General features: G+C 61.5%; 9 protein-coding genes. 2 read left to right on the top strand and 7 right to left on the bottom strand.

What is annotated here, in order from left to right; genetic code table 11:
• Positions 1–6 precede the first annotated feature (6 nt).
• Both F2S13_RS05185 and F2S13_RS05180 read left to right on the top strand, forming a co-directional pair.
• On the top strand, positions 7–1,095 hold the full coding sequence (locus F2S13_RS05185; RefSeq protein ID WP_166359403.1) for a catalase family peroxidase: 1,089 nt from the start codon (positions 7–9) through the stop codon (positions 1,093–1,095).
• Positions 1,092–1,631, top strand: coding sequence for a cytochrome b (locus tag F2S13_RS05180; protein ID WP_166359402.1), 540 nt, complete (start codon positions 1,092–1,094; stop codon positions 1,629–1,631). The genes F2S13_RS05185 and F2S13_RS05180 overlap by 4 nt, the downstream gene beginning before the upstream one ends.
• Before the next feature lie 3 nt (positions 1,632–1,634).
• Here the strand turns inward: F2S13_RS05180 and F2S13_RS05175 are convergent, their stop codons facing one another.
• The 7 genes from F2S13_RS05175 to F2S13_RS05145 form a co-directional block, all read right to left on the bottom strand.
• Positions 1,635–2,786, bottom strand: coding sequence for a M14 family metallopeptidase (locus F2S13_RS05175; protein WP_166359401.1), 1,152 nt, complete (start codon positions 2,784–2,786; stop codon positions 1,635–1,637).
• Between the two features lie 62 nt (positions 2,787–2,848).
• Positions 2,849–3,367 (bottom strand): DUF4880 domain-containing protein, encoded by a 519-nt coding sequence (locus tag F2S13_RS05170; protein ID WP_166359400.1) that lies wholly within the window; start codon positions 3,365–3,367, stop codon positions 2,849–2,851.
• Between the two features lie 476 nt (positions 3,368–3,843).
• On the bottom strand, positions 3,844–5,013 hold the full coding sequence (locus F2S13_RS05165) for an eCIS core domain-containing protein (RefSeq protein WP_218583823.1): 1,170 nt from the start codon (positions 5,011–5,013) through the stop codon (positions 3,844–3,846).
• Positions 5,014–5,299: 286 nt separating this feature from the next.
• A complete protein-coding gene (locus tag F2S13_RS05160) occupies positions 5,300–7,288 on the bottom strand; it encodes an eCIS core domain-containing protein (RefSeq protein ID WP_166359398.1) in 1,989 nt (662 codons plus the stop codon).
• A gap of 134 nt (positions 7,289–7,422) precedes the next feature.
• On the bottom strand, positions 7,423–7,923 hold the full coding sequence (locus tag F2S13_RS05155; protein ID WP_246237767.1) for a hypothetical protein: 501 nt from the start codon (positions 7,921–7,923) through the stop codon (positions 7,423–7,425).
• 89 nt (positions 7,924–8,012) lie between these two features.
• Entirely contained in the window at positions 8,013–9,149 is a 1,137-nt protein-coding gene (locus F2S13_RS05150; protein ID WP_166359397.1) for an N-acetylmuramoyl-L-alanine amidase, read from the bottom strand.
• Between the two features lie 248 nt (positions 9,150–9,397).
• Positions 9,398–14,110, bottom strand: coding sequence for a right-handed parallel beta-helix repeat-containing protein (locus F2S13_RS05145; protein ID WP_166359396.1), 4,713 nt, complete (start codon positions 14,108–14,110; stop codon positions 9,398–9,400).
• Position 14,111 lies beyond the last annotated feature (1 nt).

Below are 14,111 nucleotides of genomic sequence, written 5' to 3'. Positions count from 1 at the left end.
TTCGCCATGCAAGATCGCTCGGCGCCGCCCCGGCGCCCTTTAAACACTGCAAGCAAGGTCATGCGCCTGACCGGCATCGCCCTGGTGGTGGCCGTCACCGCCGCTGCGTTTGCCTACGTCAACGGGAGCCTCGATTCCCATCGCCTGACCCCCAGGAAGCTGGTCGACAACCTGGAAACCAACAACGGTATTTACCCGGGCTATCGTCGCAATCACGCCAAGGGCGTCTGCGTCGTCGGGTATTTCGAAAACAGCGGCCAGTTGCGCGAATACTCCAGTGCTGCGGTTTTCAGCGATGCCCGCACACCGCTGGTAGGGCGTTTCGCCCTGGCCGGCGGCAACCCGCAGGCACCGGACAGCGGTGCGCCGGTGCGCAGCCTGGCGTTGCGATTCGAACTTGCCAACGGCGAGCAATGGCGCACGGGCATGAACACCATGCCGGTGTTTCCGGTGAGTACACCCGAGGCGTTCTACGAGATGTTGCAGGCCGGTCGTCCGGATCCGGCCACCGGCAAGCCGGATCCTGGGGCAATGCCGAAGTTTTTCGCCGCCCATCCCGAATCGGCAGCCTTTTTACAATGGGTCAAGTCGGCCAAGCCGTCCGCCAGCTATGCGACCGAAACCTACAACGGTATCAACGCCTTCTACCTGGTCAATGCGGCCGGCAAGCGGCAGGCCGTGCGCTGGAGCGTGGTGCCGCTCGATCAGAATGCTGCCGATGCGGCCATCGCCCAGGACGCGAATGTGCTCGAACCGGACCTGGCGCAGCGCCTGGCCTCCGGGCCCTTGCGCTGGCAGTTGCGAATGACCCTGGGCAAGCCTGAAGATCCGACCTCCGATGCGACCAAAGTGTGGCCTGGCGACCGCACAGTCCTCGATGCCGGCACCGTGGTGTTGCAGGAGATCCAGCCGCAGAACAGCGGCGAATGCCGCGATATCAACTATGACCCGTTGATCCTGCCCAGCGGCATCGAAGGCTCGGACGATCCGTTGCTGGCTGCGCGTTCCGCGGTCTATGCCAATTCCTATCTGCGCCGCACCAGCGAAGTGGGCAAGTTGCCCGCAGCCACAGCCACTAAGGAGTCTCGTCAATGAACGGCCAGCCCACCCATTTCGCGCCCTTGGCGCGCCTGCTGCACTGGTCGATGGCGTTATTGATCCTGGCGATGCTGTTCATCGGCGCGGGGATGGTTGCCTCGGTGTCGGAACGGCATGAATGGTTGATCCATATCCACAAGCCGCTGGGTGCGCTGCTGCTGGTGCTGGTGATCCTGCGCCTGATCGTACGTCTGAGCACCCGGCAACCGCCGTTGCCGGCCGATATGCCCGGTTGGCAGGCACTGGCGGCGAAGCTTTCGCATTACCTGCTGTATGCCTTGATGCTGATGTTGCCGCTGGTGGGTTGGGCCATGCTCTCGGCGGCCGGGGACCCGATCATGCTCGGCAGCGCAGTGCAGCTGCCGTCGATTCTGCCGGCCAATGCGACGAGCTTTGCCGTGTTGCGCAAGGCTCATCGCTACCTGGCCTACTTGCTGTTCCTGACCGTTCTACTGCACCTGGCGGCTGCGTTGTTCCACGGCTTGATCCGGCGTGACGGCGTGCTTGAAAGCATGCTCAAGGGCCGGGATTGAGCGTCAGCGCAAGGTCCCGGTCATGTGGGCCACGGTGCTGAGCACATAGCTGGCCAGCTCCCTGGAGCGCTTGCCCGACCAGCCGGTCTGGGCATCGGGTAGATCGTCGTTGTCCTTGAAGGGCATCTCCAGGGTCAACGACAGGCAGTCGAAGGTCTGCCCGACGCTGTTGCAGGCCAGGGTCATGTTGGCCTGGCCTGGCAGGTCGCGGGTGTAACCGTGCACGCTCTGGAACTCGCGGGTCAAGCCGCCCAGGTGGCTGCGGAAGGTCTGTTCCAGCTGGTCGATACGCGGTGTGAACCCCGGGTTGCCCTCGCAGCCTGCGGTGAACACGTAGGGGATTTCCTCGTCGCCGTGGATGTCGAGAAACAGGTCGACGCCGTATTTGGTCATCTGCGCCTGGGCGAAAAAAACTTCCGGGCTGAGCTCTGCACTCGAGTCCTGCCAGGCGCGGTTGAGGTCCTTGCCCATGGCATTGGTGCGCAGGTGGCCATGGAAGGCGCCGTCGGGGTTCATGTTCGGTATCAGGTACAGGTCGGCGACGGCCAGCAGCTGTTGCATTTCAGCGTCCTGGGTTTGCTCCAGGCGCTCGATCACGCCTTCCATGAACCATTCGGACATGTGCTCGCCAGGGTGCTGCTGGGCAATCAGCCAGATCTTGAGCTTGCCGTCGGCGCCGTCGCCTTTGCGCAGCAGCTGGATGTCGCGGCCTTCGATACTCTTGCCCACGGCCAGCAACTCCATGCCGGCCGTGGTCATGGCCCGAGCGATGAGGGTGTCGTGGCGTTCACGGCTGTAGGGCTCGAAATAGGCGAACCAGGCTTGTGGCTGGGTCGGCTCCAGAGAGAATTGCAACTTGCCGTCGATGAAATCGGTGTCGACGCGAAACCAGTTGATGTGATCGTAAGAGGCCACGGCGCGGTATCCGCTCCAGGCTTTGTTGTAGGAGGACTCGCCGGCATTGTCGAGGCTGAAGCTGTGGCGTTGCCCCGGCGTGAGCCCGCCCACCTTGAAGTGGAACCACTGGAAGTGTGGGCTGCGGGTATCGGGCCGCATGGCCAGACGTACCTGGCGCGGGTCACTGGCGTCGAGCACGGTGATGTTGCCGCTGTCGAAGTCGGCAGAAATTTCGAGGGGAGTCAGCGCCACGGTCATAGCGAGGATACCTGTAGAAGTGTTTTATGACGCTTACTCTACACGTATCGACCCTTGCCGCGTCAGGTCCAGAGGTACAGGGCTGCCAATGCGCCAAGGACCAATGCCGCAAGCGAACCGCCACCCCAGGCCAGGTGGGCATGCAGCGGGCGACGGTACCAGTGGCCGACGCCCAGTTCACGAGCCGGGGCCAGCAGCCTGCGCCAGTGCAGTTCAGTGGTGTGAAAGGCTTCGCGGTGGCTGGGCGATGCATCCAGCCAGCGGCGAAAGTCGATGCGTTCACTGGCCGTGGTCATCGGGTTCTGCAGTCGGCTGTACCAATGGCTGGCGGCGCTCGATACCGGGTTACAGGCTGCCTGACTGTGGTCCAGCACCAGGGCCATGTACTTTTCCACGAGGCTCAGGGGCACGTCCAGTGCGTGTGCGATCGAGGCAAAGGGCAGGTCGTCCAGGCGGCTGAGCAGGAACACTTGCTGCACGCGTCTGGGTAATTTTTTCAGGCGAGGCGACAGGGGATCGTTGCCCGTTTCAAGAGGCCTGTGGTGGAAAAGATTCTGGAAGGAAGAAAGCAGGCTGGACATGAATGGCTCCCTGCGGTCGGCGGCACACGGCGCGACTGGGTGAAAGGGGGGCGTCGTCCCTGACGCAATGGCAGCTTAGGCTACATGCGAGTGATTCTCAAGTGCTAAATTGCTATTAGGTTGCGACAGGATGTTTTTTGGCCTTCCGCCGGTCGATAGTCGTTTGCTATCATCGCCGTCATTACGCAATACCCTCTTCATTAGCCTGAAGACACAAAAAAAAAGACCCGGCAAAAAGCCGGGTCTTTTATTTTGTAACGGGGTAAGTCCACCGGCGTTAACGTGGTGGCTTCCTTTCAATACAGTTCGAACATGAAACAGGTTTGGCAGGCTTGCAGGTCGAAGATCTGCGGCCTGGACTGGGTGATCCAGATGCAAGACTGTCAAAAAGTCCCGCTGGAAGGCGGATTCGACTCCGATCAGGACTGCAAGAATCTTGTCATGTAAGTGGTCCGTTCCCTATTGGTCGACGCAATCTAGAACCAAAACTTCTCGGATCTGGATTCCGGGTCAAAGCGCACTTTGAATGGAACGTCATAGGCCGCGCCGCTGGCTTCAAGTCGGCTCATCGGAATGGTGACCCGCTGTTCGAAGAACGATCCGCAGTCACCGGGGCAGAAGTCGATAGCATCGAATACCTCGTAATGCGGGAAGAGTTCGACGCTGACGTAACCGGTGTTACCGAACAGGGTGGTCTTCTCAAGTGTGACGTTCGCGCGGGTGATCTCGCGATAGTCAGCGCCGGCGTCACTGCTGCCGACCCCTCCGGCAATGTGCCCGGCGACAGAGAGCGGATTGCTGTAGTTGATGGGGCGGTTGGCCATCTCTTCCGCAGACAGGAAGTTCGATAGCGACATGGTCGTACTCTCGCCCTCGCGCGGCAATCCGCCTGGTGCTTTGTCCAGTCTCTCGCCAACCAAATCAATCACCGCGTCCATGTCGTTCTTGGTATCCCACGATGACTTGAAGGAGGAGACCACGTAGCTGGAATCGCCCTCGAAAATGACCGGATCCCGGCTATCGCCCGGCCTTCGATCCAGAAAGCTTTCATACAACCCTTTGACCTCTGTGCCGAAAGTTGCCGGTCCCTCTGCTCGCAGGTAGGTGTTTCGAATCCACCACTCGGCAGAATCGATTTCCTCCTGTGTATCATACGGCCTGCAAAAATCGTCATCGTCGCAGTAGCGCTGTACAGAGGCGTACGGGCTGCGGTCCTGCTGCACGACGTGGGTAAGTTCGTGAGCGAGCAGACGCCGGCCTTCCTGCGTCGACGGCGCGAAATGACCCGCGCCGAACACCACATCGTGACCGAGGGTATAGGCCTTGGCGTGAATGTCGCGAGCCGATTGCTGGGCGGCCGCGTCGGCATGTACCCGCACGGCGGAGAAGTCCCGCTGGAAGGTGGATTCGAAAAACATACGAGTATCGATGGCAAGCGGTTGTCCCGGGGAGGCGAGTGCCTGATGAACACTCGCGGTCGCGTCGGCATAATGGGCTCCCGGTAAGCTGTCCGAGGAATCGCTCTTGCGCCGTAACATCTGCTCCTCGTCTTCGGCATTGCAGGCGTCGCACTTTCGCTGCACAGCGCCGCTCGCCCCAGCAATCCCCAACCCGCCCGCTGGCAAGCGCATCACCCGATCAGCCACGGCATCGGCTTCACGCTCGTAGGCATCGTTGGGTGCTCCGATCTTGATTGCGGATTTGGCCAGGCATCGAGGACAAGTACCGCCACAGGGGCATGACGACGCGCGCAGGATTGTGTGGGCAGCACTAGGCGACAACGCATGGCGCTGCTGTACCGGCTGGGTCCCCACAGGGCTGCGCGATGTGGTTGTTTTATGCTCCCGCGTTAGCATGGTCTTACCTCAAGATTTATCGTCCAGCAGCGACTTGATGTTACGTAGTCTGTTCACTACTGTCGTTCCGGCAGGTTTACTTGAACGACCGCGGCTTGCCTGTGCGGTATTCGGTGAAAAACTGGCCGAGAACGTAATCCAGTTCGTCACGGGCTTCCTGCAGGTTTTTCTTGACATGCTCGTTGTACTTCGCAGTCCCGGGCTTGAGACCCTTCGCCGCGATCTCCTTGTCGATGCGAGCATAGTGGCGGTCCCAGACCTCGCGGATCTTTGATTGGTGCAACTGACGCTTACCCGCGACTTCGGTACCGATACCGCGTGCATTCTCGAACGCGTTGAGCTCCTTGGAGGTAAAGACGCCCGGGTAGCGGTCGAGCGCCTGGAGCTCGATGGCGTGATGGACTTGCCCGCTGGACGGCACACCGAGCCGCTTGGCGTAGTCGTCGCGGACTTTCTCGAACTCCTGTCGTGCCGTCTTGCCCAAACCAGTATTCGGGGGGCGCCCCGGCCGGGTAGCCTTGGCGGGGCCCTCGACGAAGTCCGTGCCGACCAATTCCTTCTCCGCCGACTGCGTTGATGCGCCCAACTCCTTCTGCATCGTCTTGGCTTCCACCGCTGCCGCAGCCCTTGACTGGCTTACGGCGCGGGCTTCGTTAAGTCCCTTAACTATCTTGTCCTTACCTGCGCGCCGAACCGCGTCACCGCTCACCTGGACTGCTTCTTTGCCGCCCTTGTAGATTAGCGAGGCACCCTTGGTGGTGTCGCCGAAGATTGGGATGGCCGCCAGGGCTGACAGGCCGGCGTTGCCCCAGTCGCCCTCGATTGCATAGATGCCAGCGTTGATCGCATCGGGGAACGCGCCCAAGGCCGGGAGCATTCCTGCCACGTCTAGCGCATCGTGTAAGGTCTCCAGCGGGCCGGGCGGTGGTTTGGTGCACGAGTCGCCGCTCAGTCCACGCGCTTGCTCCACCTCAATGTTGCCATCCATGCAGCAGTTTGGGGTGGAGTTGAGGGGCCAGATTTCCAAGTACCAGTCATCATTCTCAGACAGACCGGTCCACTGCTGCGAGAATGGAATCCCGCTTGAAGTAGGCAGCCCCATAGGGAACGTGCAGGTCCCAAATTCGTTATCGAAGATCGGATCGTCGCGGACGAGCGTGATGTTGAATTCGGGCCTGCCGCACTGAAGTTCGGCTTCCGTGCCCTGCCACTCTTCGTTCGGCTGCCAACGCGCGAAGGTGGTGACTTTAAGCCCGCCCTCGGTGATCGCAAACCTGCGCGATTCCAGCATGCTGTGGCAGATCCTCATCGTGCTGTTGAAAAGCGAGGATCGCATGATTTCTGGCGTGGGCGAACGCTGTGTGACAGTCGCACTGGAGCCAGTAGGACTGTCATTCGTCAAGGGAGCCGGCTCGCTCTGTTGAACTACGTGGGTCAACTCATGGGCAATCAAGCGCCGCCCCTCGCTTGTCTCCGGTGCGAACTGACCGGCACCAAACACGATGTGGTGGCCCAAGGTGTAGGCTTGGGCGTTGACATCCTTGGCCGATTGCTGAGCGGCCAGATCGGAATGTACTTGCACCGTGGCAAAATTCCAGCCGAATCGCGGCTCCAAGAATGCCCGGGTTTCGGAGCTCAAGGCCTGGCCTGGAGAACGTAAGACCGCATCGACACTGGGAGGCGCGGACATCGTCGAATATGCCGTTGGTGCTGAGGTGGATGAACACTCAGCCTCGGCCTGCAAACGCGGCACTTCACTCTGGTTTTCGCAATCGGTGCACTTGCGCTGGAGGCCGGATGCGGCAGGTGTAACACGCCGGGCGCCGTCGCTCATGCGCATCACTCGATCGGCCACCGCTTCGGCTTCACGCTCGTAGGCATCATCGGGTGCTCCGATCTTTATCGCGGATTTGGCCTGGCAACGTGGACAAGAACCGCCGCAGGTGCACGCACGCGCGAGCTGGACCGTGGGGCTCGTACTTAGCGGCAGCGTGTGGCGCTGCTGCTCCTCCCGGGCTGACGCACGGGCATGTGATGTGGATTTCTTGTGTTCTAACGCGAGCATGGCCGCATACCTCCGGGTTTACCATCCGCTGGCGTCTTGCGTGATCAAGTTCACTTGGGCCTCTTCGGCGTCGCTTCTTCGTCGCCCGACCCATGCAAGGTCTATCCAGAGCAGGCACACTGGAAACACTGGCTCTATTTCTCCTGGTCCGCGGCGGATTCGCGAATCACATGTCCATCTTCCCCCTGCATTGGAGAAACTTCGAGGGGAACGCCAGTCTCCGAACTCTCCAGCGCTCCCGCTTCCAGGCAGACATGGTTGGAGCCTTGGCGGATGATCGTGTCGACTGCCTCTTGCATGATCTTGTAGGAGATCAGCATGTCCTCGTAGGCGAACCTGACCTGGTACTTTTCCTGCTTGGCGATGGCTAGGGCGATGCCGGGTTGCGAGGAATGGCTGACTTCCATTCCTTCCGGAAACGGCAGGTAGTCCGCTCGCTGGGCTGGCCAGAGGAGTTTGCCGCAATAGAGGTAACTGTCATCCGCATTGACGGCACTGCTATGGCAGGCGCCGAGCGCAAACCCATAGGCGATCATCAGGGCACGGGTGATCTTGTCGATGATGTGGCCCTCCATTTGTGCAGATGACCGCTCGGAGCGGAGCCAGTGCTTCCAGCCCAACTGCGAGACAAGCATGGCGCAGTGCGCTGGAAGCTGTTCGGTGCATCCCCCCGAAGGCGAAACGAGCTTGCCGACCAAAGTGCCAGTTTCGCCAGGCGACTTCCTTACACTTGCGACAGTAGGGCGTCGGCCAGGGCGTCGGCGATCTCCTGGCGGTTCTGGGCGGTTTTCTCGGCCGTGGTCGCCTGTGGCGGATTCAGGCGGAACAGAGCGTCGACTGCCGGTACATCCATGAACTCGAGCTCGACCAGGCAGGCGCGGCAAGGATGGGATGCTGTGGTATTGCCGAGTGCGATGTCACTGAGAACCCCCAGACTCTGCTCCTTGACGCGTCGCGGAAAATTCGGCATCTCCAGGGTAGTAGGGTCAATCCTGTGCATGGCGGCGACCACGTTGTCGTGGATCACCTGCGCGAAGGCGCGATCCTCGTCTTTGTTGACATTGACGTTGTTGATCAGCGCCTCCACGCCACGCACCTTCTTGTCGAAACCGTTCAAGTGAATGCTCAGAAAGAACTTCGCGCCCTTGGCCTTGGCCACGGCGGCGCGGGCGTTCAGACCGAGGTTGATGTCCGTTTCTCGTGTGAGTTCCACCTTGACGTTCTTGCCGCTTGCCAGCGCCTTGGTCAGCACCGCTGTCCGGGTGCGCTTGGCAAAGTCCAGCGTCCAGTTCTTTTCCTGTTCGCCTGACGGCGAGTTGGCGTTGTTCGGGCTACTGCCTCCGGTTTTCACTAATCCGCCATGGCCGGGATCGATGACGATCATGACGGGTGCCCCGGCGACCTCGGGCGTTTGCGGTTGTGCAACGGAAAGCGCATCACCCAGGCGCTCCGTCGCTTCGCCGACCAGCGCCAGGACTTGATCGGCGTATCCAGCAGCCGGAGTGTAGATGTGGCCGATAAAACGAATGAAATCCTCGGGACTCACGGCGGCGTGGACCTCCCACCCCTTGTAGGGAGAGCGGGAAAGGAACTTCCAGTAACCGAGGATGAAGGCATCGAGGCTGGCAAACTTGCAGTAAAAGTCCAGTCCGTCATGGGCTTGGTAGGCAACCGACGTGGCAAATCCGACCATCTCGGAGCGCCATTTCAGCCCCCCGAAGTTCAGGTGTTGGGTCGCCAAATCGGACGTGCCGCGACCGGACTCGAGTATCCATTGTGCGAGCGTCACGGGCTTAAGCGCCGGGAAAGCGATGTTCAAGGTCTTGTATCGGCCTGCGAGATCATCAAACAAGCTGGACATGTTGCACCTCCATTTACCCAATGATGGCGAAGCGGGATGGGGCATCCGGCCTATGACTCTCAAGGCAGTTCGAGAGTGCTTGCCGTTACTGTGCTTCGCTTTGATTTGCGACGCTTGGTTGCAGCGTCGTACAACAGCAGCAAGTGCGCCGGGCGAACTCACCTGCGCGATATGGATCTCTTGCATTCATTCGCGAGCGACCTCCTGCCTCAGGGCTTACTGTTCTCTGGTGTCTTGCGCGATCAAGATCACTTGGGTTTTTTCGGCGTGGTTTTCTTCGGTGTAGCTTTCTGTGGTGTAGCTTTCTTCGGCGTAGCTTTCGCATTCGGCGTCCGGCCCACGCGAGGCTTATCCGGCTTGGTCGGCGTCGAGTCCAGCTGCCGCTTGGCCATTTCGGTCAGCCTACTGGCCATCTCCTCGCTGCCGACGATGCCGGCCAGCTTCCTGGCAGTGGTCTCGAGGATGCCTTCGACGTCGACGATGCCACCTTCCATCAACTTCCTGCGTGTCGCGTCGTCGATGCCGAGCGTGTCAAGTGGCGTGCGTACATCTGTCTCTGGTGGCGGTGTCGGTGCTGGCGGCTCGGGTGTAGGAACGGGTGTTCCATAGATCACCGTACCGCCAACCACCACCGACTTCGGCACCACGCGCACCGGCACGACCAGCGTGACCTGCACGTCGGCGCCAGGCGTGAAGTGCAGGGGAGTCTTGTCAAACAGCACCTCCTTGGCGGTGAAGTCCATGACCCGCGCGAAAATCTCACCTGACCGGTTCAAGGCTGCGGTTTGCGATTTGTCGTACGCGGCACTGAAGAAGCCCGAGGTATCGGTGCGGCCAACGGTGCCGAGGAGCGTGCCGTTGGTCTGCAGCAGTTCGACCGAGTAGTCGGCCAGGCCCTGGCCACGGTCGTTGACCAAGCGGCCGCTGAAGGTCGAGCCACCTTCAGGCGTGACGGGTACGCTCACGGCGAGGGCTTGCGCGCTGGAGGCCAGCAAGCGGCTGATTTGTGCACCGGCCGCACCCCGGGCGGCAAGTGCCCGGCTGGCGGGATGGTCGGCACCGTGTTTGGCCGCCATGCGCAACGCTTCGGTCTGGTAGACGCGAGTCGTGGCCACCTGGGTCGCGTTGATGTGGTTGAGTGCCTGGGCCGTAGTCCGCTGCGTCAATGTTGCCAGCTTCGTCGAGCTGAATGCGTTCTGCTGCAATGTTCCACCGAGCTGATTGGCATTGGCGGCCAGTACCCTGACCAGAAATTGAACGATGTCGGACGGTTCGGCGAATAGCCGATTGCACATTTCCCCGTCCAGCACCTGGTTGGGCTGGTCTACCGTCGGCAGCGGGTTGGGCCCCCCCATCGTTTGGGCGACGATGCAATGGTCGGCCTGGTTGAGCACCGTCATGTTCATGCGCATCGCCATCGTCAGCAGCGAGAGGGACTGCGTGACGTCTTCGCGCAAGCGCGACGCGGTTGCGCGCACGCTATCGGCCATCAATACTGCGTTGGCGAAGAAGGGGTCGCCGCGGTAGACCGCAGCGGTATTTGACGCATAACTCAGGTCGTCGGCAGTCAGCAGCACCTGCGAGGTAATCGACCGGTTGAGTAGACCCAGACGCACATAGTTGTCATTGAACATCGTTTCACCGCCCGGAAGTACCCACTCGGCGGCGGTGCGTTCGAATGCCATGAAACGACCGAGCCTGATGCGCGCCAACAGGCGGTGGATACCGCCGAAATTGAGCAGTAGAACACTGCCCCCGGCGGTATCAAGAACGCCGGATGTACCGCAGAACTCGCTGTTGAAATGGTTGTTGGCCACCGATACAGGGCCAAACGCGTAGGCCGTCAGCGCGCGGCCGGCTGGCTGGTCGACGCGGTTGTCGTGCACGCGAAACGCTGCATTGCGCGTGGTAAATGCCCCGGCGAAGCAGATATACAGGCCACCGCAGATGCCCGCGTTGCGCTTGGCCTCGAGGTCCGTAATGGTCGCGCCGTTTGCGGTTAGCACGTTGCCGGTGATCTCCAGGTTATCGCCGTAGCCGACGAACACACCACACACTGGATCGCTGGCGCGTGGGCCATTCTCGTAGACGTGGTTGCCGCTGATCACTGCCGCTGTAACGATCGCCAGCGAAACGCCTCCACGACCAATGAATTGTGCGTCAGCCAGCAATGCCTCGGTGAACGGATTGCGTAGATTGTGGTGTACGCGGTTGTTGAGGATCACGAGGTCACGCACCAGGTCGGTCGCGCGCAGTAGGAGTGTCAGTGCGAGACTCATAGGTGCCGCGTCGATGAAGCTGAGCAGTGCGGCCTTGGGGTCGTTGGTCGGGGGCGTCTTCGTCGAGCCGGTGATGGAGATGCCGGTGCGCAGCGCGAAACCGATGCCCGACAGCCCCATCATCGCAATGTCATTGGCCTCGATCGTGATCTCATGGAGGAAACCGCGCGCTGTCGTACGGCCACTCGGGGCGAGGGTGACTGCGTTGACCAGTATTCTCTCGTTACGCGCCTCGGTGACGCGCACTACCCGGTACTGCGGTGATACTTCGAGTGTGTAGGTGCCGGGCGCGGTCATGATGCTGGTCATGCCTTGCGCGTCGCTGCGGTCGGAGGCTTCGGTCTCGGCTTTGAGGTAGAGTTCGACGTCGGCCAGCGGCTTGCCTTGCTCGTCCTGCACCAGGGCGAGGAATTGGCCATTGTCGGTGACAGTGACGGTCGCTGGCGGTGGCGAGTTCGCCGAAGCGGTGAGGGCGATGCGTGGCTCGTCGGGCTCGGGTGGCGTTGGTGCGGGATCGAGGTCGCCTCCCAGAGTGATGCCGTTGCCGGCGCCGCCGACGATGGTGTTCTCCAGAATGCGTACACGCTCGGAACCGGCTCGCACATGGATGCCGCCGATGGCGCGGTAGGGTTGTTTGGGCAATATCTGGGTGATCAGCAGAGCCCACACCGAGAAGGCATGGAGCAACACCAGTCGAGGGAATTTATAGAGAATTTCCGGACGTGCGCATGGGTCGGCCGGGTCGCGGGTAGGGTCGTCGTCGGGCTGATCCGGTTTTTCGGTTGTCTCGTCGATGAAGGGCAACAGCAGCAGCGCGTTGCGTTCGATCAACACATCGTCGGCGAGCACGGAAATCGTTGCGCGGCCATCGACCGTGTCCAGCAGGTGCAGGCGATTGCAGGCGATCGTCAGCTCGGCGGCGTTGCTGGCGCGGATCGCGTTGGTGCGCGCAATCATGCGGTTGTCGTGGATGCGCACATCCTGGCAGCTGTCTTCGTTGCTGCCGTCGATGCTCACCGCGATGGCGTCGAGGGTAACCAGGTCGAGTTCGCAGACCTCGATGCCGACGCAGTCGATGAAATGCAGTATCGGCTGGGCGCGGGTTTCGGTACGCGGCAGCACCATCGTGCGCCAGCGGCAGCCGTGGATCTTGACGTTGCGCCGGCCTTCCAGGCGTAGATTGGCACGGTGCAGGCCCGGCAACAGGCATAGCTCACCGCCGGCCGCCGGCAAATGCACGGCGGCCTCTTCGAGCGAGTTAAAGTCGCCGAAGCTCGACACGCCGTCGCCGATCAGGAAGGTGCAGCAGATTTTCTGGTTGGTCAGAGGGCGAAAGTGTTTGCGGCAGTCCTCGATCGAACCACTGATCGTGGTATCGCGGCGTGCGGTCCAGTTGATTTCGGCCAGTGGCACGCGGTGATAGACGATGCCCACGGGTGGGGCTTTGTTTATCAGAATCTGCGGATTGGCGATCTCGCCGGCGCGTACCGTGAAGGTCCAGTAGTCACCCGGCCGGTAGTTGCCGGCGGCCGCCGCGTCGAATGCGAGACGAATGCCGTCGCGCAGCTCCAATGGGTTGGCGACGTCGGGGAAGGCGCCGATGTCGGCGATTCCATTCCACAGGCGCAAGAACACCGAGTCAGTGGTCGCCGGCAATGTGCCGAAACTGGGCGGTGAGGCGAGTTCAAGGTCGTGGTCGGTGTTGAGGGTGGCGATGGTGCCATAGACCACGGTCCAGGCGCCGATCAACTCATCGTATTGCAACGCCTCAAGGTAGAACTCGGTCAGGCCGGAGTTGACGATGGCCGCGCGACCGGCGTCGATGATCACGCGATCGGGATCGCTCGTCGCGTCGAAGCGGCCGCGTCCGGTCAGGCCACCGTTGCATTGGCTCCATTTGAACCGCGGCGCCGTTGCAGGTGGCACGTCGGCGATTTCAATGCGGTACAGGCAGTGCTCGAAGCCCGTGTATCCGCCACCGCCGACCACTGGGCAATCGCCAGCGATGGCTACCACCGGCGCGAGCGAAACGCTAAGGCGTCCCTTGGCTGACGGGTCGTCGCGCAGCTTGGCGAGGACGCTTGTGCAGTCTTCGCCGTCGGCCAGGCGCAACAGGCGAACGCGGAAATTAACGAAGGCGCGTTCGGCGGTGTCCGGCCCGCCCAACGCCGGTTCGATCAGTCGTTGCGGATATTGGAAACCGTGCAGTGCTTCTTGCGAAACTTCCAGAATGACCGCGTCGCGGATGCCGTCGACAATCTGCATCGGGGTGGGCAGCGGCGTCGACAATGGCGGCCCGAAATAGGTCGCGAGCCGCACCACCGGCGTCAGAGGGTCAGGTGGTACGCCCGCCAGTCGGGTGAGGATGCCGTCGACCCAGGCGCGACCGGGGCGCAGCAGTACCCGCACCTCCTCATTGACCACCTGCGTCGATACGACTTGAAAGCCCAGCGGCTCGCTGGCCGGCACCGCGCACACGCCGGCGCCGATGATGTCGCGCCCGGCCTGGCCGTTCCAGACGAGTTCGAGTAGTTCGCCCTCGGTCAGGTCGGCGTCGCTCATCACGCGGCCCTGCTGATGCAGTACGCCGCTGAGGTTGCGCAGGACACCCTGGGCCGGCGGGTTCACCACGCGTTCGTGCTCTTGAGGGTCGAAATGGATTACCGAGAAATCACCTTGCATG

Source organism: Pseudomonas akapageensis (genome assembly GCF_011355085.1).
GTDB lineage: Bacteria > Pseudomonadota > Gammaproteobacteria > Pseudomonadales > Pseudomonadaceae > Aquipseudomonas > Aquipseudomonas akapageensis.
The sequence above is the reverse complement of the archived record's forward strand: the minus strand, read 5'-3'. Positions and strand labels throughout refer to the sequence as shown.